This is a genomic window from Helicobacter mesocricetorum, from assembly GCF_900198605.1.
Classification (GTDB): domain Bacteria; phylum Campylobacterota; class Campylobacteria; order Campylobacterales; family Helicobacteraceae; genus Helicobacter_D; species Helicobacter_D mesocricetorum.
Genome location: NZ_FZPJ01000010.1, coordinates 104,575 through 129,662, shown reverse-complemented (window position 1 = coordinate 129,662; position 25,088 = coordinate 104,575). Strand labels below are relative to the sequence as shown.

The following is a 25,088-nucleotide window of genomic DNA, read 5'->3' as shown; positions in this document are numbered from 1 at the left end:
TATATGAGTATCAAACAACAATATCAAGATATTATTCATTCTAAACTTCAAGACAAGCAATTGCGTAATAATTTATTCAATGGTATGAATACTTTAAAAACTAATCGCAAAAATTTAATTAGCAAACGATTTTTGGACTGGGAATCTCTTCGCCAACAAGGCAAAGATCTTAAAAGTAAAAACTTAGGCAAACTTGATGAGCTTTTAGAAACCTTTGAAAAAAACGCCACCAAAAATGGACTTAAAGTGCATTGGGCTAGCACTCCACAAGAGGCTAATGAGATTGTTTATGGATTAATGAAAGAAAAGGGGATTTATAAGGTTTTAAAGGGCAAATCTATGGCAAGTGAGGAAACGCATCTTAATGCTTTCTTGAAACAAAAAGGATTAGAGCCTATTGAAACAGATTTAGGGGAGCTTATTATCCAGCTCATTGATGAACCCCCTGTGCATATTGTAGTCCCAGCCATTCATAAAAATCGCCATCAAATCGGGGAGATTTTTCGCGATAAACTCAATGCTCCCTTAGAAACAGAGCCAGAAAAACTCAATGAAATTGCTAGGATTCATCTACGCAAAGAATTTCAAGAATTTAAAATGGGACTTAGCGGTGTTAATTTTGCTATTGCTAATGAGGGTGCTATTTGGCTATTAGAAAATGAAGGTAATGGCAGGATGAGCACCACAGCTTGTGATATACATATTGCCTTTTGTGGCATTGAAAAGATTGTGGAAAGCTTTGAGGAAGCCTCCCTTTTAAATGCTCTTTTGATTCCTTCTGCGACAGGGGCGCCTGTTACTTGCTATAACAATATCATTTCCTCCCCTAGAAAAAAGGGTGAGCTAGATGGTCCTAAAGAGGTGCATATTATCTTATTAGATAATCATCGCTCCAATATGTTAAAAGATCCTCATTACTATACCGCCCTTAGCTGTATTCGTTGCGGCACTTGCCTTAACCACTGCCCTGTGTATGACAAAATAGGCGGACATTCTTATCTTAGCCCTTATCCCGGTCCTATTGGAGAGGTGATTTCTCCACAGCTTTTTGGGCTTGATAAATTTAGTCCAATGCTTGATTTATGCTCACTTTGCGGGAGATGCTCGGAAGTGTGTCCTGTTAAGATTCCCTTAGCAGAACTCATTAGAGACTTGCGGAGTGAGAGAGTAGGACAAGGGAGAAAAAATGTGATAGGCGTTACAGGGAAAACAAAAAATCTCTCTGAAATAAAAGCTATGCAAAGCTTCTCTAACCTAGCAACTAACCCCAAACAATGGCGTCTTATGCTCTATCTTTCTAATCTTTTGTCCCATTTGATAAAGTTTTTCTCTCCTATTCTACCCTTATTGAAGCAATGGGTTACTTATAGGGAGTTTCCGACTATCAATGGGAATCTACACAAGAAAGTATCCCAAATGCAAGGAGTAATTTATGAGTAAGGAGAAGATTTTAGCAAATATTAGGGATTCTTTAAAAACAAATAGAATCTTTGGAAGTGAAATATCTTATCAAAGTCCGATGAAAATCACAGCACAAAGCTTATTAGAAGAATATATTATTAATCAAACCAACAATAAAGCCATCATTAAAGAATGCACACAAGAAAATTTACTCTCTACCTTGCAAGATATTTTGCAAGATATTGGAGCTAAAAAAGTGCTTTACAATACCGATATTGGAGTGGATATAGAATCTTTGCAAACCCAATGTGTCTTGATGCCCTATACCAAAAGCGTTGATGAAGAGCGTGAGGAATTTTTTAAGATTGATACTTCTATTGTAAAAGCACAATGTGGAGTGGCAAATTTAGGGATTATTGGTTTAAGCTCTAGCATTAACTCCCCTCGCCTCTCTTCGCTTATCACCAACACTTGTATTTATTTGCTTGATAAAAGGGATATTGTCGAAAACCTTTATGAGGGGATAAAAGCCATTAAAGCCTATGAAAAGAATCGAAGCAAAAGTGATGTTTTGCCTTCTAATATTATCTTTATTGCAGGTCCTTCAAGAACGGCTGATATTGAACTCCAAACCGTCTTTGGGGTGCATGGATCGCGCGTTACTTATATTTTGCTCTATTAAAGGAATTCCTTTGAAAAATAAAAAAGCTTTTACAATGCTAGAATTAATCTTTATCTTAGTGATTCTAGGGATACTAGCAGCTGTTGCAATCCCTAAGATTTCTGCAAGCAGGGATGATGCAAAGCTTGTTGCCTTAAAAAGTGATATTAATACACTAAAAAGCTCTTTTCCTGCTTATTTCCTCTCTCAAGGACAAGGGACTTTTAATACGGCTATTACTTTAAGTGGCTCTAATTGGGATATTGGGGATTACAAAATCTCTACAAGACTCAATAATAATGCTATCCCTTGCATTAGCGCAAGACTCTTAAACGATGAAAATGGCACCCAAGCAACCACTCCACAATCTGTGAGATTCTTAGAAATTTCTACCCCAATTACTGCTAATCCAAAAGGAGATCTTTGCGAAAAATTAGTTTTTGAACTCCATTTAAATGCTAATACGCCACTTCTTATTCCCCTTTTAAGTAGCTCCATTGTCTTTTAACCGCAAAAATGCTTTTAGTCTTTTAGAAGTTATTTTAGCGTTGTTAATTATGGGGGTTTTATTTACTCTTGCTTTACCACAATTTGCCAATTACCGACAAAGCTCCTGTATGACAAAGCTCCAATTACAAGTTTTTAATTTTAAACTCGCACTTAAAAAACAAATCAACCAACAGGGTATTCCAAACATTGACTTAATGGCACTTTATACAAATTTAGATTTAAAGCCTAGTAATTGCTCTTTTCAAACGCAAAAAAATGGATTTGTAGCTATTAATGGAGATAAACAAATATCCTTTATAGTCAAAAATGGTATCTTAGAATGCCAACCTACAAAGAGTGCTAGGCTTCATAATAATGAATCTTTGTGCGATGTTTTTTAATTTCCATTAAAAGTAAGGATAGCTGAACCCCAAGTTAATCCGCCCCCAAAAGCATCTAAAAGCAATCTTGAGCCATTTTGGATTCTGCCCTCTTCATAAAGCTCATTAATAGCCATAGGTATAGAAGCAGCAGAAGTATTACCATACTTTTGCACAGTAAGCACTACTTTCTCTGGGGCTATATTTAAGGCTTCACCCACAGCAGTAATAATCCGCTTATTTGCTTGATGAGGAACAAAAAAGTCAATATCATTAATATTCAAATGATTTTTTTCTAAAATTTCAACGACATCGTTAATGAGAGTTTTTACAGCGATTTTAAAAGTTTCATTACCTTTCATTTTAAGAAATTGCAATCTTTTTTCCAATACTTCTTTGCTTGTTGGATACCTACTGCCACAACCCGGAGTTATCAAAAAATCTTGATACTCTCCATTAGAAGAAACTTGAACCTCTATAATGCTTTTTTCTTTATTTTCAGTAACACCAACTAAAGCAGCTCCAGCTCCATCCCCAAAAAGCACACAAGTATTCCTGTCTTGCATATCTAAAATACTTGAAATTTTTTCAGCTCCTATGATAAGGATATTTTTACAAGCTTTTGCAAGGATAAAAGACTTTGCCAAAAAGAGTAAATAAACAAATCCACTACAAGCTGCTGAAATATCAAAGGCGGGTTTGCCGATGATTCCAAGGTTGTTAGCAACCACACAAGCAGTCGAAGGCATACAGAAAAAATCTGGAGAGATAGTAGCTACAATCACCATATCAACCTCTTTAGGTGTTACTTTTGCGCGATCTAATGCAATCTTTGCTGCTTTTGTTGCAAGATCGCTTGTAGCCTCATTGTCTTGCGCGAATCTACGCTCTTTGATACCTGTGCGCTTCACAATCCATTCATCATTTGTATCCACTATTTTTTCTAAATCATAATTGGTTACAATTCTTTCTGGAGCATAAGCACCAATAGATTTCAAAGAAGCATAAATTGGTTTTTCCATCTCCATAATTCCCTTAATTTATTAAATTTTATACTGATGAAGTGCTTGTAAAATTCTATCATTAATATTATTTTCAATCGTAGCAATGGCTTGAAAAATAGCATTTTTCATTGCTTTTGCGTTACTTTTGCCGTGGCAAATAATTACATTTCCATCCACTCCTAAAAGCGGAGCTCCACCATATTCTGCATAATCAACTTGTTTTTTAAGTTTTTTAAAAACTTTTTTCATAAAAAGTGAGCCAAATATACCCATAGGTGAAGATTTAATATAATGCCTAAGCAAATAAACAATAGAATCCGCAACACCTTCACTTGCTTTTAAAACAACATTCCCTGTAAAACCATCACAAACAATCACTTCTATAGAAGAATCAAAAATATTATTGCCCTCTACATTCCCCACAAAATTAGGATGATTTTTAAGAAAATCAAAAGCTGTTTTTGTGATTTCATTCCCTTTGCATTCTTCTTCACCATTAGCTAAAAGCCCTATTCTTGCTTGCGGATACTTTAAAATAGCAGTAGCATATTCATAGCCCATGACACCAAATTCAAAAAGATTCTCTGGCTTACAATCTACATTTGCTCCCGCATCTACAACCAAACTTTTCTTTCCATCAATACGAGGCATCAATGTGCAAATAGCAGGACGCGATATGCCCTTTAAACGACCAATTTTCAAAGTAGCAAGACTCATTGTAGCGCCACTATGTCCAGCAGAAACAATAGCATCAACCTTCCTATCCTTTAGCATTTCCATAGCTACATAAATAGAGCTATCTTTCCGTTTTAAAGCAGAAGTAGCACCCTCTTTCATTGTAATAACATCACTACAATGGACAATTTCAATCTTGCTACTAAAATTAGATGGAACAAGAGGAGTAAGGATATTTTTATCTCCCACAAGAACCAATGTAAAATTAGATTCTTCTAACGCCAACAAACCACCCTCTACAAGCGGTAAAGAGCCAAAATCACCACCCATTGCATCAACAGCAATTCTCATAGAGATTTAATCCAACCAATTAGCTTTTATAAATTCCGGTGAATTTATTGACACGATGAGGCATTCTCCAACTTCCGTCTTTATCCTTTATAGGTGTCGCTAAAACAACCTTATAATGTGTCCTTCTTTTTGCTGCTCTTGTCTTACTTACTCGTCTTTTTGGAACTGCCATTTTAAACTCCTTAAAATTTAATTTTTAATATGGTAATCACAACGAATTATTTCTAATTCACTCCTTAAAATCTCTGCTAAATCAATGATTCCATCTTCACATTCAACAACATCTCTAAAGTTTCCACTTTCTAAATTAACCATTCCATCACTCAAATAAAAATCTAAAACTTCATTTAGTGTTTGAATGTAAGTTTCTCCACTTAAATCACAAGTACAATTCATTTGCCCTTTTAAAACACCCTCTAATCTAACCCACTCAGAAGAGTTTTTAACCGATAAAAAACCTTCTAGGCTTATGCCCTCAAACTCCACACTAAAAGGTAATTTTTCGCCATCTTTACAAGCTTGAAAAACTTTACTAAAAGGTATTTTAGACATTCTTTAATCAATAAATTTCTCTATTAGCAAAGAAAAATGCAATTTCTCTTTTAGCATTTTCTAAACTATCACTACCATGCACAGCATTAGCATCAATGCTATCAGCAAAGTCTGCTCTAATTGTCCCTGCTGCTGCCTCTTTTGGATTGGTAGCACCCATAAGCTCACGATTCTTTGCCACAGCATTTAGCCCTTCTAACACGATAATAACCACAGGACCACTGACCATAAAATCTACCAAATCCGCAAAAAAGGGGCGCTCTTTATGCACCGCATAAAACTCCTTTGCATCACATTTACTAAGCTGCATTTTTTTCATCGCAGCAACCCTTAAACCATTACTCTCAAACCTATCAATAATCTTTCCAACAACATTCTTTTTAACCGCATCAGGTTTGATAATGGATAATGTTTGCTCCATTTTTACTCCTATACCCAAATTCCTTGGGGATTTCTAAATATTTTTAGGGCTACCATTATACAAAAAAAAACTGCATTTAATATTAAAGGATAGTTTCTTAGCAATGTTTTTAGAATCTTTTGGGGGGTTTTATTCTTAAAATTCGTAATTCTCTATAAAATCTTTCTAAGCCATAATTTGCCTTTTTATCAATTTTGTAAGAAATAAGCTTCAAATATTCTAAAATATCTTTTTTATTCACTCCCGTTTTTTGAGAGTATTGCATAAGCAAATAATAGGGGATTTTAATAGATTTTTTTTGAAAAGATTGAATGATTTTGATAAAAAAATTATAATGCCTCCTTATGCAAAGCCTACCAAATACAAAAGGCAAATGCTCCCTATTACTCCAGCATTCTGCCATATCAATAAAATCTTGTTGCGCCTTTTTTCTCTTTAAAACTTCTACCAAAGCCCTATCCCCAATTAATACACGACCCTTAAGCTTTAAAACCTTTAAAAGTGCATTAGAAGTTGCAGATTGGTAATCACTCCCCTCCTCTTGGTTGATACAAATAACGCTTAAAACCTTATTTTTAGCAACAATCCCAACAGAAGACGCCAAAAATCTTTTATTTTTTTTATTATAGAGTGCGGTAATAGAAGAAACAAACCCAGCATCTATACGACAAAACAAAAACTCTTTATTGAGCTTGGCAGGATAGGACTTTTTCTTCTGATAAAATAATCTAAAATTAGAAGGTGTCGGGTAAGAGCGCATAAAAACTTCAAAAGGCAAGAGATTTAGATAATCAATTTTTCCAAAACGCATAAATTTACTTCCTTCTTAAAAACAATCAAATGCCTATGCTATTCTCGCATTTTTAGAAACAATGATTTTACAAAATCACTCTAATGAGAAGTCATTAAAGCCACGAATTTCTCTAAAAAAGCGTGAATCTTTTTAAAATCTTTTTTGCTAGGGATTGATTCCAAACTTGAATTAACATCCAACATTTTTGCACCCAAATCTTTGAAGCTTTGGAGATTTTCTATGCCTATTCCACCAGCTACACAAAGATAATCATTAACCTTTTCTTTAAGGGCTTGTAAAACCTTTTTATCAATACTTATTCCACTGCCTCCACCTAAAATACTCTTAGAATCAAACAAAACAAAAGGACTTATGGAAGCCTTAAAATCTGATGCTTTTTGTATATTCCAAACTTCATAAAAGGGAAAATGGGCATCTTTTAGCGGAATTCCTCCAAAACTCTCCCCACAAACTCCGTGTAATTGGAGTGCATCAATAATACCCTCCTCATAAAGCCTTATGGCTTGTTGCATATTCTTTTTATCATCTTTTACAACGATAATTTTTAAGATCTTTGGATGTGCTTTAAGGGATTGTGAAATTTTTCTAATTAAGGTTTCAGTAACAAAACGAGGAGAATCTTCTATAAAAATAAAGCCTAGTGCCGCTATTTTATCAACATTTAAAAATTTTTCTAAATGCTCCTCTAAAGCCTTGGCACACATTAGCGCATCTTCTTGTGTAGTAATTCCACATATTTTTAAGAATCCCAAAGGAGATTGGAGGATTTTAAAAACATTCTGATAAAAGGCATTAGGAGAATTTCTAGCTAGTATTAAAGAATGCTTCAAGGCGCATAAGGTCTTAGAAGCATTATTGCTTTTGACAAGATAGCTTCCACATAAGATACCATCAAACCCTATATTACCAACCACAAAACCATCAAAACTTGAATGAATCGAAGATTCAAAAAGAACCTGACTTTTTAGCTGTTCTTTAGCATAAAAAAGAAGATTATAAGCGGCAATTTTATCAATTTTAAAATTATGCAAATTACGGGAATTAATGCCAATAAGTGCAGGTTTAAGAGGTTTTAAAAAATCAATTTCTTCTTTGTTATGCACTTCAAGCAAAGGGGTTAATCCAAGTGCTAATGTCTGCTCATAGAGTTTTTTAAGCTGACTAAAGCCATTATTTTTCTCGATAAATACCGCAGTTATTAAAAGCAACATATCCGCACCAAAATCGTAAGATTCTTGTATCTGCTCAATTTGGGTAATAAAATCTTTGCGTAAAATACACGCATTTGGATAAGTGGTTTTTACAATCTTTAAATCCTCTAAATCCCCTTTAAAATAATCCTTCTCACACAAAACAGAGATAGCATTAGCACCCGCATTTAGATAATCTTTGGCAAGGTTTTGGGGCAATGAAATATCACTGATATTTCCAGAAGATGGGCTAGAACGTTTAATTTCTGCAATAATAAAAGGAAAGTCGTTGAAGCTGGGTTTATGGATAGGAGCATTTCTTTTTGCAGTCTTTATGGGATATTGGGATTTTGCCTCTAAAATTTTTTTGAGGATAGTTGCTGTGCCTTGCATTTAATCCTCCACATATTGTTGGCTAAGTGCTTTAAAGGTTTCAATGATTCCAAACACTTCTCCTCTTTGGATAATATCTTTAGCTAGAAAATACCCTTCTTTAATAGATTCTACTTGCTCGCATACATAAAGCGCAGCACCCATATTTAAGGCAACTAGTTCTAGCTTTGGAGAGGGTTTAGCTTCAAAAATATCTAAGGCGATGCGTAAATTCTGTGAAGAATCCCCACCTACTAATAAAGAGTGATTAACAAAATCTAAGCCAACTTCAATAGGATTAAAAATAGTCGTTTTAATCTCCCCATTCTTTAAAGTAGTGATTTGCGTAGGAGCGCATAAAGAAATTTCATCATAACCATCTAAACCACTGACAATGAGGGCTTTTTTTATGCCTAAAATCGCTAAAGCTCTTGCCATAATTTCTGTATAACTTTTATCAAATACCCCAATGAGTTGGTGGGTTATAGGTGCTGGATTACTTAAAGGACCTATTAGGTTAAAGGCGGTTTTAAAACCCAAAGAAGACCTAGCAGAAGCGGCAAAACGCATAGCAGAGTGAAATTTTTGCGCAAACAAAAAAGTGAGATTAATTTGCCTAAAAATTGCATAAATGTTTGGAATCTCCATATTGACATTAACCCCTAAGGCAGTAAGTAAATCTGCAGAACCACTTTTAGAAGTGATGGCTTTATTGCCGTGTTTAATAATGCCAAAACCTTGTTTTTTGGCTAGAGCTGCCAAAAGCAAACTAGAAGTTGTAGAGACATTAAAAGTCTTTACAGCACTTCCTCCTGTCCCAACCATATCAAAATAAATAGGCAAGGTTTTATCCACCTCAAAAGCAATAGCCTTCTTTTTTAGCACAGAGGCAAAACCTGCTAACTCATATTCATCTACGCCTTTAATCTCTAAACTTGTTAAGAAACTCCCAATTTGCGCTTCTGTGAGATTCCCCTCTGTAAGTTCATCCATAAAATTATAACTTTCTTGAAAATTTAAAGATTCTTGATGCAATGCTTTTTTAAGATAGGCTTTAATAGGTATTTCTTCCCTTGTGTAATGCAAGAAGTTTAAGAGCATTTTAATCCCCTCTTTAGTCCCAATGGATTCTGGGTGAAACTGCAAACCTACCAAATGGTAATACTTATGTTCGACTGCCATAACCTCACCATCTTCACTCATTGCACTCACTAAAAAACAATCCGGAATCTCCTCCCTCTTTCCCGCTAGTGAATGGTATCGCACAATAGGGGTATTAGGGCTAATATGCCTAAAGACTCCTTTATTGTTATGCAATAGTGGCTCTACTTTTCCATGCACGATATTTTTTGCATTTTTAATCGCTACCCCAAAGGCACTTAAGATAGCTTGATGCCCTAAACAAATCCCTAAGATAGGACAAATCCCTTTTAGTTTCTCTACAACCTCAACACTAATTCCTGCTTCTTTTGGGGATTTTGGTCCGGGTCCTATGACAATAAATTTTGGCTTTAAAGCGATAATTTCGCTAATGGAAGTTTTATCATTACGCAAGACTTTAATAGGATAATTAAATTGATAAAAGGCTTGGTAGATATTATAAGTAAAGGAATCATAATTATCAATAAGCACTATCATTGTATATTTCCTTCTTTTCCAATAATAGCTTCAATTAAAGAGAGCATTTTATTTTGGGTTTCGGCATATTCTAATTTGGGATTTGAATCATAGACAATCCCACCTCCAGCTTGTAGATAATAAACACCATTTTGATAAATAGCTGTGCGGATAGCAATAGCAAAATCCATATCACAATTCTGTGTAAAATACCCAATAGCCCCTGCATAAATATTTCTTTGGTGTTCTTCTAGCTGTTCTATGGTTTTAATTGCTTGAATTTTTGGTGCTCCGCTAACAGTTCCTGCAGGAAAAGCCGCAAGAAGGGCATCAACTTTATTATGGACTTTTAAATCCATATCCCCTTGCACTTCAGAGACTAGGTGCATAACCCTTGCATATTTTTCAATAACTTTTTGTTGCGTTACCCTTACGCTCCCACCAATAGCAACCTTTCCTATATCATTGCGCCCTAAATCTAGGAGCATAAGATGTTCAGCATTTTCTTTAGAATCACTCCTTAATTCTTCTTCTGCTTGTAAATCTTCTAGCTGTGTTTTGCCTCTAGGACGCGTCCCAGCAATAGGTCGTAAAGTTAGCTTAGCAATATTAGAATGCTTTGGTGTAGAAACTTTAATTAAGACTTCAGGAGAGTTTCCAATAATTTGAAAATGCCCAAAATTATAAAAATACATATAAGGGCTTGGATTATTGCTACGCAAGTTTTTATAAGCCTGTAAAGGTGGAAGATTACTTTTTATCTGCATACTTTGGCTTGGCACACATTGCAAAAGATTGCCTTTGTAAATTTCATCTTTTAGGGTTTGAACCATTTTTGTGTAATAAGATTCTTTATTAGCAGAAATTATCTCTGAGGTGATATTTACTTGGGTGCAATCTTGTTGGCTTAGATGCTTTAAAGATTGTAAAATTTCTTGGATTCTCTGTTTAGGATTATGAGGATTTATCTCTTTAGCATAACTTACGCTAAAGATAAAAAGGGATTCATAAAAATGATCAAAAATCATAAAATCCCTTCCAAAAATAAAGGCATTTTTATAACAATCATAAAGTTTTGGGTTATTAAAAGTAATGGCTTCAATATCCCCAAAAAACTCATAGCCTAAATATCCAACTCCTCCTAAAGGGAGGGGTAAATCAATAAGCTCCTCTTGCAAAGGCGGGGTTAAATCTCTAAAAATCTTTAAATAATCTAAGAAATTTGGATTTTTAGAGGGCATAGGAATAGAATCCAAAGGATATTTTTGCCCACCACTTCGTAAGTAATAACCTTCCTCCTCTTGGGTAATCCTAAAAGCCTCTGTCAAAACCAAAATAGAAAAACGTCCTTTTCCGGTTTTTAAATAAGCAGATTCAAGCAACACAGGGGCATTAAGAGAATAGCAGAGCATTAAAGGAGTAAAAGAGTGGCTCTCAATCTTTTCAAAGGCTATTGCAGATGACAAGTTATTAGCATCTAAAGGAGATTGATTATGGGACAAAAAACTAAACATTACTCTATCAACTTTCTAATCATTTTGGGGGGGTATTATACAATAGTTTCTTACCAAAAAAGTTTAGTTTAGATATAATAGCTTCATACCTAAAAATAAAGCTAGAGATTATGAAAGATAATATTTTTTTGCGCTCAAAAAAAGGATTTTTTGGATTAGAGGATTCTCATACAAATGCCTTTGGTGGGCAATATGTACCAGAAATTTTATACCCTGCTTTAAAAGAATTAGAAGAAGCCTATAAACATATTCTCCCTACAAAAAGTTTTCAGCAAGAATTTAAGGATTTATTAAAAGAATTTGTAGGGCGACCTACTCCTTTAATTTTTGCCAAAAATGCTAGTAAAATCTTAAATAATGAAATATATTTAAAATTTGAGGGTTTAGCCCATACGGGGGCGCATAAGATTAATAATGCCATTGGACAGGTTTTATTGGCTAAAAAAATGGGCAAACAGCAAATTATTGCAGAAACAGGAGCGGGACAGCACGGATTAGCCGTAAGTGCTGCTTGTGCAAAGCTAGGTATGCAATGTAGGATTTTTATGGGGAGCAAAGATATTAAACGACAATTTCCTAATGTCTTTAATATGGAACTTCTAGGGGCAGAGGTTATAAGTGTAAAAAATGGAAGCGAAACCTTAAAAGATGCCGTAAATGAGGCTTTAAGAGAGTGGAGCAAGGATTCTAAAAATATTTTTTATGTGCTTGGAAGTGCGCTTGGACCTTATCCTTACCCTGATATTGTAAGGGATTTTCAAAGTATCATTGGCAAGGAAGTTAAAAAACAAGCACAAAAGTTTTTCCAAGGAAACCCAGATATTATGATAGCTTGTGTGGGCGGAGGGAGTAATGCAATAGGCTTTTTTGCTCCCTACTTAAAGGATAATATCCGTTTAATCGCCATAGAAGCAGGGGGAGTAGGCAAAGCTGTGGGAGAGAATGCCATAAGGATTAATAATCAGAACTCTCATCTAGGGATTGTTCAAGGATATAAAAGTTACTTTTTAAGTGATAAATATGGAAATTTACTAGAGACTTACTCTATCTCTGCTGGGCTTGATTATGCAGGGATTGGTCCCCAGCTTGCACATTTAAAGGAGATGGGAAGTTTAGAATTTAAAAGCGCAAATGATAAGGAAGCCTTAAATGCTTTAGAATTTTTTGCCAAAAATGAAGGAATTATTGCAGCCTTAGAATCTTCTCACGCCTTAGCAGGTGTCTTAAAAATCTCTAAAGAAGTAAATTCCAAAAAAATTATTGTTAATGTCTCTGGAAGAGGCGATAAGGATATTTTTATTACCGCTAAAGCTTTACAAAAAGATCGGTGGAGAGGTTTTTTAAGTGATGAAATTAAGGAGATAGGAAGATTATGAAAGAAATTGCTTTAATGGGACATATTATTGCAGGGTATCCTAATTTTCAAAAAAGCTTAGAAGCAGCACTTGGGATTGCTTTAGGAGGGGCAAGTTTTTTAGAAGTGCAATTTCCATTTTCTGACCCTAATGCCGATGGAGAGATAATCAGGAATGCCTGTGAAGAATCTTTAAAATTAGGGTTTAACACGGATTTAGGTTTTGAACTTATAGAGGCAATACATACAAAATTGTTAGAAAATGGTTGCAAAACCAAGCTTTTAATTATGACTTATGGGAATATTCTCTTTGCCTATGGGATAGAATCTTTTCTAAAAAGAGCAAAAGAAAGTGGAGTATTTGCTCTTATTGTCCCGGATTTATCCTTGCAAAATGATGAAAACCTTTTTGCTTTGGCTAAAAAATTTGGATTAGAAAATATTGCATTACTCGCACCTTATACCCATGATTCAAGGATAAAACAACTAACTAAAAAGAGTGGAAGCTTTGTTTATGTAGTAGCAAGGAATGGCATTACAGGGGATTGCACACAAATCACCCCCGAACTCCTAGCTTATATTAATAAAGTTAAAAAGAGCTGTAATAAATCTATTGCTTTAGGGTTTGGCATACAAAGCAAAGAGCAGATTGCGGCTCTTAGGGGGGTTGTGCCTATTGTGGTAATTGGAAGTGCTTTTGTTAAATATATCGCACAAATAGATTTAACAAAAGACTTTTTCCTAGAATTACAGGCTTTTACAAAAAGGTTACTAAAAGCCTAAGAAAGGGATTAACCCCTATCTTTTAAGCCTAGCTTTTCAATAAGGCTTACATAACGGGTAAAATCTGTTTTTTTAAGGTAAGAAAGCAATCTTTTTCTTTGCGAAACAATCTTCCTTAAACCTAAACGACTAGAATGATCTTTTTTATTCACTCTTAAATGCTCAGTGAGCGTTTTAATCCTATCACTTAAAAGCGCAACTTGCACTTCCACAGAACCTGTATCTTTGGGATTTCTAGCAAAAGCAGAAGTAATTTCTCTTTTTTTCGCCGAATCTTGAGCCATCATAGACCTCCTGATTGGTAATTTTTAGTTATTAATTTTTAAAGGCTCGGATTCTAACATAGATTTTATTAAAAACCATAAAAATTATGATTTTCTTGATTTTATAGGTTAAAACTCACTAGAATTACAAATTAATTTGTGAATATTTTTGGAGTAAAATTGGCAAAGACGGATGCAGAAAAATCATCTATTTTAGGAAAAATTACGCCTTTTTTGTCTTATTTAACGGGATCAAAAGATTTAACGGTTGTATTTTTTATCATTGCAATCTTAGCTATTATCATCGTCCCTTTACCTAGCAGTTTATTAGACTTTTTTCTTGCGACCTCTATTGCACTCTCTGCTTTAATTATTTTAATCGCCCTTTATGTGAAAAAGCCCACAGATTTTTCTGCCTTCCCTACTTTGCTTTTAATCATCACACTTTTTAGATTATCCTTAAATATCGCCACTACAAGGATGATTTTAAGCAATGGACATTTAGGCACAGAAGCAGTAAGTAGCATTATTACAGCTTTTGGGCAGTTTGTTGTAGGTGGAAATTATGTTATAGGGATTATTTTATTTATTATCTTGGTGATTATTAATTTTATGGTTGTTACTAATGGTTCTACAAGAGTTTCAGAGGTAAAAGCTCGATTTACCTTAGATGCAATGCCCGGGAAACAAATGGCAATTGATGCGGATTTAAATACCGGATTAATCGGGCAAGAAGAAGCTAAGGCTAGACGCGATGAGTTAGCCGCTGAAGCAGATTTTTATGGTTCTATGGATGGTGCTAATAAGTTTGTAAAGGGCGATGCAGTTGCTGGGATTATTATCACCCTTATTAATATTATTGGTGGATTTTTAATTGGTGTTTTTCAAAAGGATATGTCAGTCTCTGATTCTGCGGCGACTTTTACAATTTTAACCATTGGAGATGGTTTAGTTTCACAAATTCCTGCTCTTATTGTTTCTACCGCTACGGGTATTATTGTAACGCGCTTTAGCAAAGAAGGAGAAAATTTCGCCTCTGGGATTATCGACCAACTCATTAATGAGTCTAAAACCCTAATGATTGTTGGGAGTATTTTATTATTATTTGCACTTGTGCCGGGACTCCCTACTATTTCTTTGGGTTTTGTAGGGATACTCTTTTTATTCCTAGCCTTACTTTTAAATAAACAAAAAGATGGGGAGGCTTGGAAATATATTGAATCCTTACTACAAAAATTTAAAAAACAAGAATCCACACAAACAGATTCTCCACAATCTTTAGATAAACCCTTAAAGAGAAGCACAACTCAAGACCAACAACCCCAACCTCCAGCTCCACAAGAAAGCGAGGAAGAACGTAAGAAAAGAGAAGAAGCAGAGATTGAAAAAGCCCTAAAAGTTAAGATTTTGCGCGTTGGTTTAGGCTATCAACTCATTAAATTTGCTGACCCCGCACAAGGAGGAGAGCTTGTTAATAAAATTCGTGCTATTCGTAAAACAATGGCAACAGAATATGGAATCTTAGTGCCTATGGTGCATTTAAGAGATGATTTAAACTTAGCTCCTGATGAATACCAAATTTTGCTTAAAGAAATCGAGATTGGACGCGGACAAATTATGGTTGATAAATTCCTTGCCATTGCTTCTAGTGGTTTTGTAGGTGAGATTCCAGATGGTGTGCCAACTAAAGAGCCTGTTTTTGGACTTGATGCTTATTGGATTGATGAGAGCAAAAAAGAAGATGCTATCATAGAGGGTTATACCATTATTGATGGAGCAACCGTAATTAGCACTCATATTCAAGAACTCATTAAACAATACGCAGAAGAATTATTAACGCGTCAAGAAGTGCATAATTTATTAGAAAAATTAAGTAAGGATTATCCGATTTTAGCAGAGGAGATTAAAGGTGTTGGAATAGGGACTATCCAACATATTTTAAAAGAGCTTTTACACGAGCAAATTCCTATTAAAGATATGTTAAGCATTGCAGAAGCTATTGCTGATGGCACTCCTGCTTATAAATCAGATTTGCCAACGCTTACAGAATATGTGCGAGCGTGTTTAAAACGACTTATTAGCCATAATTTTCAAAGTGATGATGGGATCTTGCGCTATTTCGTATTATCCCCAAGCTTAGAGCAGTTTTTATTAGAACGTCTTCCAGAATCCCAAAAAATGGGGCAGAGATTAAGGCTAAGCCCAACAGAATCGCAAAACTTTTTGGATGCCCTCAATAATTCTTACCAAAAGTCTGCCTCAATGGGTGCTGTTCCTATGATTGTAGGAGGAGTGCCTATGGTGCTTAGAAAGCCTTTAGCAATCTTTATGGAACAATATGGCTTTGCGCGCAGTATGGTAGTCTTAAGCACGGCAGAAATTGACTATCAAAGCAAATATGAAATTTTAGGGACTATTGACTTCTCTATATAAGGAAAAATATGCAAATTCATCACCTCTCTCATATTGATTTAGATGGCTATGGCTGTCAGTTGGTGAGCTATGAATTTTTTAACAAAAGTGCTTGTATGCACTTTTATAATGCAAACTATGGAAAGGAAGTCTTAGCAAGACTAGAACAAATTTTTAGGAATATTAAAGCCAATATTGCAGAGGAGGCTTGGATTATTATTAGCGATTTAAACCTTACTTTAAGTGAATGTGAATCCCTAAAAGAATCGATTTTAGAATTAAATTTAACAGGTGCTAAAGTCAAACTTGAGTTATTAGACCATCATAAAAGCGGACAAGAATGTGTGAATAAATACGAATGGTATGCCTTAGATACCAATCGCTGTGCGACAAAAATCGTTTATGAGACTCTCTTAGCGAGATTTTCTCTAGCAGATTCTACAAAGTTATGGCTAGAACCAATGGTTGAAATGATAAATAGCATTGATTTGTGGAAAGAAGAAGGATATGGGTTTGAATTTGGAAAGGTTGCTATGCGTCTAATCATAGAATGCAAAGAGCTTAATCGCTTTATGTTTGAAGATGAAGATAGGAGCTATAAACTCACACTTCTTAGGGAATCTTCAAAATTTTTAACCCAAGAAAAGGGGCATATTCTTTTAGATAATGCAATCCTGGCTTTAAAGAAAGGCTTCTTAGGAGGCAATTTAATGAGTGATACATTAGATAATTTAGTTTCGAATTTTCAAGTGAAGTTATTAAAAAAATATCTTGATAAATGCCGTATTATCTGTGGGGAATACCAAGGGTTTTTGAGTTATAGTATCGGAAGTATCTCTGTTTTAGCCAATTTATTTTTAAAGCAAAATCCACAATTCCATTTTTTCTTAGATGTTAATGCTCGAGGGAATGTTAGCTTAAGGGCTAATAATACTTGCGATGTTAGTGTTTTAGCCAAAAAATATTTCAATGGTGGAGGACACGCTAATGCAAGTGGAGGCAAGATAGAGGGCTTTAAAGAAAGTTTTGTCTATGAAGATATTTATGAGAATATTCAAAACCTTTTAGGAGAGCAGTATGGATAAAAAAAACATTAAAGAATTAGAAGAAGAAATAGAGGAGCTTTCAATCCAGCTTAGTGATATGCTATGTGTGGCTTTAATACTCTCTGGAGTTCAAGAATCAAAGCTACAAGATGCTTTAGATGCTTATATTGAAAGCTTAGATGAAGAAAGTTTAGAATATGGAATAAAAGAGATTTTAGCCAATCTCCAAAAGTTAAAACAAAATAATCCAGAGTTTTTTGGAAAATAAATGTCAAAAAGGATTGCTATACTCTTTAGTGGAAATGGAAGCAATTTAGAAGCAATCATTAAAGCTCTCCACCAAAAATCTTTTAAGAGTGCGGGAGTCTTCACACAAAAAGAGGATTTCTTAATTAGTGGGATAGATAAGGCTTATATCCAATGCCAAGATTCTCCAAAAATAGAGATTGTTTTAGCCCTTAGCAACAAAAGTGATGCTTATGGGATACAAAGGGCTAAAGCTTTAGGAATACCCACAGAGGTTTTAGAGAGTAAGGCTTATGTTGATAGAGAATCTTTTGATAAAGATTTGGTGAAAATCTTGAAATCTTTAAATATTGATTTATGTGTTTTAGCGGGATTTATGAGAGTTCTAACCCCTTATTTTGTGCAATCTATCCCTTGTATTAATATCCACCCCTCACTTTTGCCGCTTTTTAAAGGAGCTAAAGGAATAGAAGAGAGCTTTAATGCCCCGATGCAATTAGGCGGTGTTAGTGTGCATTATGTTAGCAATGAACTTGATAGTGGAGAATTAATCGCCCAAGGTGTGCTAATCAAACAAAAGCAAGAGAGTTTGGAATCTTATACACAAAGAATTCACGCTTTAGAGCATTTTTTATACCCTTTAGCGATTTTAAAGGTTCTTTATGGGGATTAAGGTTTTACACACAGAGTGGAGCAATGGTTATGGGGGGCAAGAGATTAGAATCCTCTCTGAAATACAAGTAATGAGAAATCTTGGTGTAGAATCCGCTTTAGCTTGTAGAGAAAACGCACAGATTTTAAATAAAGCCCAAAATCTAGGCATAAAAACTTTTACTCTACCTTTTAAAAGAAAGACAGATATTCTTAGTATTTGGGGTTTAAAGCAGTTATTAAAGCATTATGATATTCTTAATACCCATAGCGGAATCGATACTTGGTGTGGAGGATTAGCCAGTATTGGGAGTGGGAAAAAATTTATTCGCACTAGGCATTTATCTACTCCTATCCACCCTTCACGATTAAATTTCATTAATAATTTAGCAGATTTTATCATTACCACAGGCGAGAGTGTTAGAGAGGCTATGATAAGGGATAATCGCATAAAACCAGAAAAAATAACCTCCATTCCCACAGGTATTGATATTGGGATATTCCAAAAAGATCTTTATGATAAAGAATCCCTAAAAGAACATTATAAAATCCCAAAAAATAAAATTATCATAGGAAATTTAGGCGTTATGCGATATGCCAAACGACAAGATATTTTTATACAAGTGGCTAAAGAGATTCACAAAAAATACCCAAATACCTATTTTATCATTGGTGGGAGTGGGGATAGTTTTCCTCACTTAGAGGGGCTTATTCAAGGTGGAGAGAGGGAGGAGAATGCAGAGGATTATATTAAGCTTTTAGGGCATATTGAAAAACCCGCAGAATTTTTATCAATGCTTGATATTTTTCTATTAACTTCTGAAAAAGAAGGAGTGCCACAAAGCTTAATGCAAGCTCTTTTAATGGAGATTCCAAGCGTTGCAGCTGATGTTGGGAGCATTAAGGATTTATACCATAATAACAACTTTCTCTTAACCCCTAAACCAACTTTAGAAGAGTTTTTAAAAGCCCTAAAAACACTTTTAGAGCATCCCTCTTGTATAGAGATTAATCCCTATTTTATCATAGGGAAATTTTCTTCTGAAGCTATGGGGAGAAAAATTTTAGCAATATATGAGGGAGTGTTGGGTGAAAATTTTGCTTATTCGTAATGATAATATCGGAGATTTAGTTTGTTCTACCCCTTGTTTTGAAGCGTTGAGGAAAAAATATCCCAAAGCCCAAATAGATATTGTAGTAAATAGTCTTAATGCGCCTGTTGTTATCGGGAGAGAAAATAAAAATCCGTATTTAGATAAAATTTGGGTTTATACAAAAACTAAACACAAAAAAGGAATCTACGCTAAAACTAATGCCTTTTTGCATAAGGCTTGGATTTTATTTTGCCTTTTTAAAGAGCGCTATGATGTGGTTATAATGTTGCGAATAGAACCCTCTAAATATTCAGCATTATTTGCTAAATGCGCAAGAGGGAAAGTCTGCTATGGGGCAGGTAGCAAAGAGGATTTAAGAACAAAAGGGATACCAAACTTTTGTGAAACTCCCATTACAAGTATCCACGAAGTAATGGTATGTTTTGATATTTTAGCACCATTGGGCGTGGAATATGAAGGAGAAGAGACTGCTTATGCCTATCCTTATGCGTTTAAAAGCCAAATTCCTTATATACTCTTTCATATTTCAAGCAGACGATTAAAAGACAATCCTTATCCTTTGGAATCCTTACAAGAAATCATCAAAGCACTCCCTTTTGTTATCGTAATAGGTGATAGTGAAGATAAACTTAGATGCAAAACATTAGCAAAATTAGAAAATTGCGAATACAAAGATACAAAAACACTTGATGAGGTAGCAGCACTTGCTAGAGGAGCCTTGCTAACCCTTGCTTTTGAAGGAGGAGTAGCGCATATCTTTGGGGCGTGCAACACTAAAGCTATTACTATTTTTGATAAAGTAAATATTGCTAGATGGGGGACTTGGGGGCATTTTGAAACTTGTTTGCAAACCAAAAGCCAAAGAGCCAGTGATGTGAAGCCACAAATCATAATAGAAAAAATTCTAGATATGCTTAAATAAAGCCTTATCTTTTAAAATAAAAGACAAAGAAATAATAAAAATCATAAATTTCTTTTCATAAATGCAATATTACAGTTCCTAATTACCATAGCTCCTTTACTCCCTGTAGAAGATTCTATGCCCAAAACCTATAAACCATTGGTATATCTTAAGTTGTAATTAATACTACTTTTCATCATTCTAAAGACGAATTGGCATAAGCTTTTCCTCTGCCTGCAAGGCTAAAGATAAATTATCCTGTGGCAAAATATTTCCTTCTAAAACTTACGCTCCCTAAAACTTATGCCTCTTTCATCAAGTAGGACAATCCCAAAAATTGTTAATCTTTAAGACCTTTTTATCATCTTTTTCAAAAAAGCTTGTAATTTTAGCCATTCTTGTATAGGCAAAAGAGGATGACCAGAGAATTTACCAAAGGCAGGAAGACTCTTAGAAATCGCCCCTCTAGCTCCAATTTGGGTAAATTCTCCAATATGTAAATGCCCTGCACTTCCTGATTGCCCCCCTAATACAACATTGCGTCCTGTGGTTGTCGAACCAGATAAACCAGCTTGGGAGACAATAATGCTATACTCTCCAATACAGCAATTATGCCCAATTTGCACAAGATTATCAATTTTTACACCCTTTTTAATACGCGTTTCACCAAACACCGCTCTATCAATAGAAGTATTAGAACCAATTTCAACCTCTTCTTCTAAGACTACTTTACCATTATGATAAATCTTAATATGCTCTCCATTTTGTGTATGTGCATAGCCAAAACCATCACTTCCTATAACCGAATTTGCGTGGATTCTGACATTACCCCCAATCTCACAATCATTATAAATACAAACATTAGGATAAATAACGCAATTTTTGCCTATCTGGACATTCTCTCCAATCACTACCCCCGCCATTATCACACATCCTTCTCCAATAACACTTCCTTTACCGATTACCGCATTTTCTGCTATCTGCACACCCTCTCCCAAAATGGGTTCTTTAGAATTCCCAAATAAAGGTTTAGCAAAGAAATGTGTTAAATAAGCAAAGGCTAGATAGGGATTAGAGGTTAAAATCCCAAGGCTTTCTTTAGGAAGATATTTTAAATAAGCTCTACGAAGTATTACAGCAGCTGCCTTTGTCGTAAGCACAGAAGAAGCGTATTTTTCTTTTTCTAAAAAAGTAATATGCTCTTTAGTGGCAAGTTCAGGAGATTCTATTGCCTGTATTTCACAGGGTTGAAAGGGATGATGCTCCACCCATTTTCCATCTTTATTTTGGACAACCCCTTCTAAAATTCCTTTTTCTTTTAAAAAATTAATCAGTCTATCTAATTGCATAACTACACACTTTTAATGCGATTCAATTGCCAAAATGCCACTTCTTGCAACATCTTTTGGCTTATAAGAACGAATAGCCTTTAATAATCCATTAATCCTTTCGTGATTATCACAAGCCATAAAAATAACATACTTATCATTCACTTCAACGATCTTTCCATTATAGGAGTTAAAAATTACGCTTAATTCACTTAAAAACTCTTTTTTGTCAAATTTCACAAGCACTGATTCTTGCTCTACAATTTGCTCATCTTCTAAAACCTTTAAAACGGGAATAAGTTTATGGAGTTGTTTTAAAATCTGCTCTAATACCCTCTCATCACCTTTAGTTGCAATCGTTATACGCGAAAGTTCAGTTTCTAAAATAGGAGCAACGGTTAGGGATTCGATATTATATCCCCTACCAGCAAAAAGCCCACTAATACGAGATAATACACCATGTTCATTTAAAACAATTGCAGTGATAATGCGTTTAATCTCCATATTTACTCCTTATACTCTAATAACATATTAAACAAAGCCCCACCTGTTGGCACCATTGGCAATACATTTTCAAACTTATCAATGCGAACATCTAATAAAGCAGGTTTGTTAGAATTAATAGCTAACTGCAAGGATTCTATAAACTCTTCTTTGGTATTACAAACATAACCCACTCCCCCAAAAGATTCTGCAAGTTTGACAAAATCGGGTTGAATACTCAAATCCGTATGGGCAAATCGCTTATCATAAAAAAAGCTCTGCCATTGACGAACCATTCCCAAGTAACTATTATTTAAAATAACATTCACCACCGGGATATTATCCACAAAACAAGTTATCATCTCTTGGATATTCATCAAAATCGAGCCATCTCCGGTAATATTAATAGAAACTTTGTCCTTAAAAGCCTTTTTAACCCCCATAGCAGCAGGTAACCCAAACCCCATAGTTCCTAAACCGCCACTACTTATAAATTGTCTAGGGAAGCAAAAGGGATAGAATTGCGCCGCCCACATTTGGTGTTGCCCAACATCTGTTGTGATAAATGCGCTATCGCCTAAAATTTCTCCCATTTTTTGTATCACCCATTGAGGCTTTAAGATTTCCTTAGAATCCTCATAACCTAGAGGATGGAGCTTTTCATAACATTCTAAGGTCTCTCTCCAATTTGCAATATTCTTTGTTTCATAACCTTTTAAAAGAGGGATTAACTCCTCTAAAACATTGGCAATATCTCCTACAATAGGATAATTTGCATTTACAATTTTACTAATACTACTTGGGTCAATATCAATATGAATAATCTGTGCATTCTTCGCAAACTCACTTAATTTTCCCGTTACCCTATCATCAAATCTAGCCCCCAAAGCAATAATTAAATCCGCTTCACTCATTGCCATATTAGAGCAATAACTTCCGTGCATTCCAACCATTCCTAATAAATCCGAATGATTAGAGGGCAAAACTCCAAGTGCCATTAAAGTTTCTACCGCTGGAATATGCGTTACTTCGCAAAATTCACTAATAAGCTTTGTAGCGTTTGAAACAATACAGCCTCCCCCTAAATATAAAATGGGCTTTTTAGATTCTTTTATAATTTGTGCAATTTTTTTAATCTGCCTTAGATTTCCCTTATAAGTAGGTTTGTAGGTTTGTAGCATAATTTCTTTAGGATAATCGAATTTTCCAATGGTTGCACTAATATCTTTAGGTAAATCAATATGAACAGGACCGGGACGACCACTTCTTGCAATATAAAATGCTTCTTTTAAGATTTTAGGAAGTTCTTCAATGCTTTTCACAAGATAATTATGCTTCGTGCAAGGACGAGAGATGCCCACTGCATCAATTTCTTGAAAGGCATCTGTCCCAATTAAGCTTGTAGGGACTTGCCCGCTAATAATAACTAAGGGGATAGAATCCATATATGCAGTCGCAATACCTGTAATGGCATTAGTGATTCCAGGACCACTAGTAACAATAGCAACCCCCACCTCTCCACTTGCCCTTGCATAACCATCAGCAGCGTGAATAGCGGCTTGCTCGTGCCTTGTTAAAATATGCTCAAAAAAATTTTGCTTATACAGCTCATCATAAATATTTAAAGCAGCACCACCGGGGTAACCAAATACTACTTTTACCCCTTCATTTTTTAAAGCATGGATAACCATTTCAGAACCATTTAAACGCATAAAAACTCCTAATTAAAGTCTTTGTTTGATTTTATTTTAAAAGAACTTTAGCAAACCTAAAAGATTAACGACAAAGTCTCTTTAGGACGTTGCATAAATATTTTATATCTTTATATGTGTGTGTATAATGCAAACTTACACGAATCCAACCGGGCTTTTGCAAAAATGTCTGATTATCCTCTAGCCCCAATAAATCGTGTCCATAAGGTCCCGCACAAGAACAACCAGCGCGTAAAAGAATGCCATATTCTTGTGAGAGAATTTTTGCCATCTCATAAGGGGATTTATTGATAATATTAAAAGAAAAGATTCCTAGAGCATTATAATCTAAATTACCATAGCTAATAATATTCTTCTCATTGCCTAGAAATTCCTTAAAGCTCCTAGCAATTTCTTCTTTATATTCCAAAATCCATTGCTTATCAATCTCATCACGTAACAAATACGCCAATCCTCCTCTTATAAACTCTAATATACCCGGAGTCCCTGCCTCTTCCCTAACCTCTTCATCAGCAAAATATCTAGCACTAGTGCGTGAAACATAGCCTACTACACCTCCACCACAGAAAGTGGGGGAAAGTGTCTTATCAATTAAAGCGCGTTTTATAATTAATACTCCGCTACTACAAACTCCACCTAAAAGCTTATGAGGAGAAAGAAAAGCAACATCATAAAAATCGCAAGGTATATCAAAATATGCTGAAGAACTTGCCATATCATAGCACATAATTCCTCCATAGCTTCTCACTAAATTAGAAATTTCTACAAAAGGAGCAATAATCCCACTTACATTAGAAACTAAAGCAAAAGAAGCAATGATTTTTCTCCCTGCATTTTGTTTTAATGTTGATTCTAAAAACTCTAAATCCACCAATCCAAGTTCATTAAGAGGAATCCTAACGACTTCACAAAGCCCCTCCCTAAAACTTAATTCGTTACTATGATGTTCAAAAGGACCAACAATCACTAAAGGCAACTCTAAAGATTTTAAAGCACTACTAAAGACTTGTTTAGTTTTAGGAGGGATATAAATCCCCATAATCTCTTGAAACTTTTTAATAGCAGAGCTTGAGCCAAACCCACAAGAGATTAGGGCATAACTCTCATCAAGACCAAAAGATTTACTAATAATTGCACGACTATTTTGATAAATTCTACCCATTATTTCAGAATGCTTTGAGCTTTCAGAATGTGTGTTGGCATAAAAAGGTAAAATATTTTGAATCCTTTTCTCTACGCAATAAGCTGCCAATCCACTCGCCGTCCAATCAAAGTAATACATTCCTCTTTTTAAAATACATTGCTTTTTTAGAATCTGCACTTTTTGTTCTTGCTCTTTAAAAGAAGGCAATA

The 25,088-nt window shown here is 34.9% G+C and carries 26 protein-coding genes; 12 read left to right on the top strand and 14 right to left on the bottom strand.

Annotated features, from left to right (window positions below):
• Positions 1-3 precede the first annotated feature (3 nt).
• Genes C6H18_RS03335 through C6H18_RS03320 form a run of 4 tightly spaced genes read left to right on the top strand, consistent with a single transcriptional unit; the run spans position 4 to position 2,952 of the window.
• Positions 4-1,440: a LutB/LldF family L-lactate oxidation iron-sulfur protein gene (locus C6H18_RS03335; protein WP_104721688.1), complete on the top strand. Its 1,437-nt coding sequence runs from the start codon at positions 4-6 to the stop codon at positions 1,438-1,440.
• Complete coding sequence (locus C6H18_RS03330) at positions 1,433-2,083, top strand: LutC/YkgG family protein (RefSeq protein WP_104721687.1); 651 nt, start codon at positions 1,433-1,435, stop codon at positions 2,081-2,083. Before C6H18_RS03335 ends, C6H18_RS03330 begins: the two co-directional genes overlap by 8 nt.
• 10 nt (positions 2,084-2,093) lie before the next feature.
• A complete protein-coding gene (locus tag C6H18_RS03325; RefSeq protein WP_324735900.1) occupies positions 2,094-2,570 on the top strand; it encodes a type II secretion system protein in 477 nt (158 codons plus the stop codon).
• Positions 2,560-2,952: a type II secretion system protein gene (locus C6H18_RS03320; protein ID WP_158654856.1), complete on the top strand. Its 393-nt coding sequence runs from the start codon at positions 2,560-2,562 to the stop codon at positions 2,950-2,952. Before C6H18_RS03325 ends, C6H18_RS03320 begins: the two co-directional genes overlap by 11 nt.
• On the opposite strand, the gene C6H18_RS03315 is transcribed toward C6H18_RS03320, so the two are convergent.
• The 9 genes from C6H18_RS03315 to C6H18_RS03275 all read right to left on the bottom strand — a co-directional run bounded on the left by C6H18_RS03315 (position 2,949) and on the right by C6H18_RS03275 (position 11,441).
• Positions 2,949-3,953 carry a beta-ketoacyl-ACP synthase III gene (locus C6H18_RS03315; protein ID WP_104721716.1) on the bottom strand — a complete coding sequence of 335 codons (1,005 nt, stop codon included), beginning with the start codon at positions 3,951-3,953 and terminating at the stop codon, positions 2,949-2,951. The two genes, C6H18_RS03320 and C6H18_RS03315, sit on opposite strands and share 4 nt — an antisense overlap.
• A 21-nt stretch (positions 3,954-3,974) precedes the next feature.
• The gene (gene plsX, locus C6H18_RS03310; protein WP_104721686.1) at positions 3,975-4,961 is read right to left on the bottom strand and encodes a phosphate acyltransferase PlsX; all 987 of its coding nucleotides are present in this window, start codon (positions 4,959-4,961) and stop codon (positions 3,975-3,977) included.
• A gap of 19 nt (positions 4,962-4,980) precedes the next feature.
• Complete coding sequence (rpmF, locus tag C6H18_RS03305) at positions 4,981-5,133, bottom strand: 50S ribosomal protein L32 (RefSeq protein ID WP_104721685.1); 153 nt, start codon at positions 5,131-5,133, stop codon at positions 4,981-4,983.
• 17 nt (positions 5,134-5,150) lie between these two features.
• Positions 5,151-5,513, bottom strand: a complete 363-nt coding sequence (locus tag C6H18_RS03300; protein WP_104721684.1) for a hypothetical protein — start codon at positions 5,511-5,513, stop codon at positions 5,151-5,153.
• A gap of 7 nt (positions 5,514-5,520) precedes the next feature.
• Positions 5,521-5,934, bottom strand: coding sequence for a nucleoside-diphosphate kinase (gene ndk / locus C6H18_RS03295; RefSeq protein ID WP_104721683.1), 414 nt, complete (start codon positions 5,932-5,934; stop codon positions 5,521-5,523).
• Between the two features lie 109 nt (positions 5,935-6,043).
• Complete coding sequence (locus C6H18_RS03290; RefSeq protein WP_104721682.1) at positions 6,044-6,745, bottom strand: MqnA/MqnD/SBP family protein; 702 nt, start codon at positions 6,743-6,745, stop codon at positions 6,044-6,046.
• Between the two features lie 80 nt (positions 6,746-6,825).
• Positions 6,826-8,331 (bottom strand): bifunctional indole-3-glycerol phosphate synthase/phosphoribosylanthranilate isomerase, encoded by a 1,506-nt coding sequence (gene trpF / locus C6H18_RS03285; protein WP_104721681.1) that lies wholly within the window; start codon positions 8,329-8,331, stop codon positions 6,826-6,828.
• Entirely contained in the window at positions 8,332-9,948 is a 1,617-nt protein-coding gene (locus C6H18_RS03280) for a bifunctional anthranilate synthase component II/anthranilate phosphoribosyltransferase (protein ID WP_104721680.1), read from the bottom strand.
• Entirely contained in the window at positions 9,945-11,441 is a 1,497-nt protein-coding gene (locus C6H18_RS03275; protein WP_104721679.1) for an anthranilate synthase component I family protein, read from the bottom strand. The genes C6H18_RS03280 and C6H18_RS03275 overlap by 4 nt, the downstream gene beginning before the upstream one ends.
• Positions 11,442-11,551: 110 nt before the next feature.
• Between C6H18_RS03275 and trpB the strand changes: the two genes are divergently transcribed.
• Together trpB and trpA are read left to right on the top strand one after the other, a co-directional pair.
• Entirely contained in the window at positions 11,552-12,817 is a 1,266-nt protein-coding gene (gene trpB / locus C6H18_RS03270) for a tryptophan synthase subunit beta (RefSeq protein WP_104721678.1), read from the top strand.
• Positions 12,814-13,578: a tryptophan synthase subunit alpha gene (trpA, locus tag C6H18_RS03265; protein WP_233704042.1), complete on the top strand. Its 765-nt coding sequence runs from the start codon at positions 12,814-12,816 to the stop codon at positions 13,576-13,578. Before trpB ends, trpA begins: the two co-directional genes overlap by 4 nt.
• An 8-nt stretch (positions 13,579-13,586) precedes the next feature.
• On the opposite strand, the gene rpsO is transcribed toward trpA, so the two are convergent.
• Positions 13,587-13,862, bottom strand: coding sequence for a 30S ribosomal protein S15 (rpsO, locus tag C6H18_RS03260; protein ID WP_104721715.1), 276 nt, complete (start codon positions 13,860-13,862; stop codon positions 13,587-13,589).
• A gap of 159 nt (positions 13,863-14,021) precedes the next feature.
• Here rpsO and flhA point away from each other — a divergent pair, with 159 nt between their 5' ends.
• From flhA to C6H18_RS03230, 6 genes are read left to right on the top strand one after another with little or no spacing between them, the layout of a single operon-like run.
• Positions 14,022-16,274, top strand: a complete 2,253-nt coding sequence (gene flhA / locus C6H18_RS03255; RefSeq protein ID WP_104721676.1) for a flagellar biosynthesis protein FlhA — start codon at positions 14,022-14,024, stop codon at positions 16,272-16,274.
• Between the two features lie 8 nt (positions 16,275-16,282).
• Positions 16,283-17,338, top strand: coding sequence for a DHH family phosphoesterase (locus C6H18_RS03250; protein WP_104721675.1), 1,056 nt, complete (start codon positions 16,283-16,285; stop codon positions 17,336-17,338).
• Entirely contained in the window at positions 17,331-17,567 is a 237-nt protein-coding gene (locus tag C6H18_RS03245) for a hypothetical protein (protein ID WP_104721674.1), read from the top strand. The genes C6H18_RS03250 and C6H18_RS03245 overlap by 8 nt, the downstream gene beginning before the upstream one ends.
• Entirely contained in the window at positions 17,568-18,218 is a 651-nt protein-coding gene (gene purN / locus C6H18_RS03240) for a phosphoribosylglycinamide formyltransferase (protein ID WP_104721673.1), read from the top strand. It begins immediately after the preceding gene.
• Positions 18,208-19,308, top strand: a complete 1,101-nt coding sequence (locus C6H18_RS03235) for a glycosyltransferase family 4 protein (RefSeq protein WP_104721672.1) — start codon at positions 18,208-18,210, stop codon at positions 19,306-19,308. Before purN ends, C6H18_RS03235 begins: the two co-directional genes overlap by 11 nt.
• Positions 19,286-20,233 carry a glycosyltransferase family 9 protein gene (locus C6H18_RS03230; protein WP_158654855.1) on the top strand — a complete coding sequence of 316 codons (948 nt, stop codon included), beginning with the start codon at positions 19,286-19,288 and terminating at the stop codon, positions 20,231-20,233. The genes C6H18_RS03235 and C6H18_RS03230 overlap by 23 nt, the downstream gene beginning before the upstream one ends.
• Positions 20,234-20,559: 326 nt before the next feature.
• On the opposite strand, the gene lpxD is transcribed toward C6H18_RS03230, so the two are convergent.
• From lpxD to C6H18_RS03210, 4 genes are all read right to left on the bottom strand, one after another.
• Positions 20,560-21,561 (bottom strand): UDP-3-O-(3-hydroxymyristoyl)glucosamine N-acyltransferase, encoded by a 1,002-nt coding sequence (gene lpxD / locus C6H18_RS03225; protein ID WP_104721670.1) that lies wholly within the window; start codon positions 21,559-21,561, stop codon positions 20,560-20,562.
• A gap of 12 nt (positions 21,562-21,573) precedes the next feature.
• Positions 21,574-22,044, bottom strand: a complete 471-nt coding sequence (gene ilvN / locus C6H18_RS03220) for an acetolactate synthase small subunit (protein WP_104721669.1) — start codon at positions 22,042-22,044, stop codon at positions 21,574-21,576.
• A 2-nt stretch (positions 22,045-22,046) separates the two neighbouring features.
• Complete coding sequence (locus tag C6H18_RS03215; protein WP_104721668.1) at positions 22,047-23,735, bottom strand: acetolactate synthase large subunit; 1,689 nt, start codon at positions 23,733-23,735, stop codon at positions 22,047-22,049.
• A gap of 64 nt (positions 23,736-23,799) precedes the next feature.
• Positions 23,800-25,017 (bottom strand): aminotransferase class V-fold PLP-dependent enzyme, encoded by a 1,218-nt coding sequence (locus C6H18_RS03210; protein WP_233704043.1) that lies wholly within the window; start codon positions 25,015-25,017, stop codon positions 23,800-23,802.
• Positions 25,018-25,088 lie beyond the last annotated feature (71 nt).

What these genes read in the sequence shown, in the direction of transcription:
- C6H18_RS03250 (WP_104721675.1), top strand. Translation starts at nt 16,283, where the DNA reads ATGCAAATTCATCACCTCTCTCATATTGATTTAGATGGCTATGGCTGT.
- C6H18_RS03315 (WP_104721716.1), bottom strand. Translation starts at nt 3,953, where the DNA reads ATGGAAAAACCAATTTATGCTTCTTTGAAATCTATTGGTGCTTATGCT.
- purN (WP_104721673.1), top strand. Translation starts at nt 17,568, where the DNA reads ATGTCAAAAAGGATTGCTATACTCTTTAGTGGAAATGGAAGCAATTTA.
- C6H18_RS03215 (WP_104721668.1), bottom strand. Translation starts at nt 23,735, where the DNA reads ATGCGTTTAAATGGTTCTGAAATGGTTATCCATGCTTTAAAAAATGAA.
- rpmF (WP_104721685.1), bottom strand. Translation starts at nt 5,133, where the DNA reads ATGGCAGTTCCAAAAAGACGAGTAAGTAAGACAAGAGCAGCAAAAAGA.
- C6H18_RS03290 (WP_104721682.1), bottom strand. Translation starts at nt 6,745, where the DNA reads ATGCGTTTTGGAAAAATTGATTATCTAAATCTCTTGCCTTTTGAAGTT.
- lpxD (WP_104721670.1), bottom strand. Translation starts at nt 21,561, where the DNA reads ATGCAATTAGATAGACTGATTAATTTTTTAAAAGAAAAAGGAATTTTA.
- trpA (WP_233704042.1), top strand. Translation starts at nt 12,814, where the DNA reads ATGAAAGAAATTGCTTTAATGGGACATATTATTGCAGGGTATCCTAAT.
- plsX (WP_104721686.1), bottom strand. Translation starts at nt 4,961, where the DNA reads ATGAGAATTGCTGTTGATGCAATGGGTGGTGATTTTGGCTCTTTACCG.
- C6H18_RS03280 (WP_104721680.1), bottom strand. Translation starts at nt 9,948, where the DNA reads ATGATAGTGCTTATTGATAATTATGATTCCTTTACTTATAATATCTAC.
- C6H18_RS03275 (WP_104721679.1), bottom strand. Translation starts at nt 11,441, where the DNA reads ATGTTTAGTTTTTTGTCCCATAATCAATCTCCTTTAGATGCTAATAAC.
- trpF (WP_104721681.1), bottom strand. Translation starts at nt 8,331, where the DNA reads ATGCAAGGCACAGCAACTATCCTCAAAAAAATTTTAGAGGCAAAATCC.
- C6H18_RS03210 (WP_233704043.1), bottom strand. Translation starts at nt 25,017, where the DNA reads ATGTATTACTTTGATTGGACGGCGAGTGGATTGGCAGCTTATTGCGTA.
- C6H18_RS03300 (WP_104721684.1), bottom strand. Translation starts at nt 5,513, where the DNA reads ATGTCTAAAATACCTTTTAGTAAAGTTTTTCAAGCTTGTAAAGATGGC.
- ndk (WP_104721683.1), bottom strand. Translation starts at nt 5,934, where the DNA reads ATGGAGCAAACATTATCCATTATCAAACCTGATGCGGTTAAAAAGAAT.
- C6H18_RS03235 (WP_104721672.1), top strand. Translation starts at nt 18,208, where the DNA reads ATGGGGATTAAGGTTTTACACACAGAGTGGAGCAATGGTTATGGGGGG.
- C6H18_RS03335 (WP_104721688.1), top strand. Translation starts at nt 4, where the DNA reads ATGAGTATCAAACAACAATATCAAGATATTATTCATTCTAAACTTCAA.
- ilvN (WP_104721669.1), bottom strand. Translation starts at nt 22,044, where the DNA reads ATGGAGATTAAACGCATTATCACTGCAATTGTTTTAAATGAACATGGT.
- C6H18_RS03245 (WP_104721674.1), top strand. Translation starts at nt 17,331, where the DNA reads ATGGATAAAAAAAACATTAAAGAATTAGAAGAAGAAATAGAGGAGCTT.
- trpB (WP_104721678.1), top strand. Translation starts at nt 11,552, where the DNA reads ATGAAAGATAATATTTTTTTGCGCTCAAAAAAAGGATTTTTTGGATTA.
- rpsO (WP_104721715.1), bottom strand. Translation starts at nt 13,862, where the DNA reads ATGGCTCAAGATTCGGCGAAAAAAAGAGAAATTACTTCTGCTTTTGCT.
- C6H18_RS03330 (WP_104721687.1), top strand. Translation starts at nt 1,433, where the DNA reads ATGAGTAAGGAGAAGATTTTAGCAAATATTAGGGATTCTTTAAAAACA.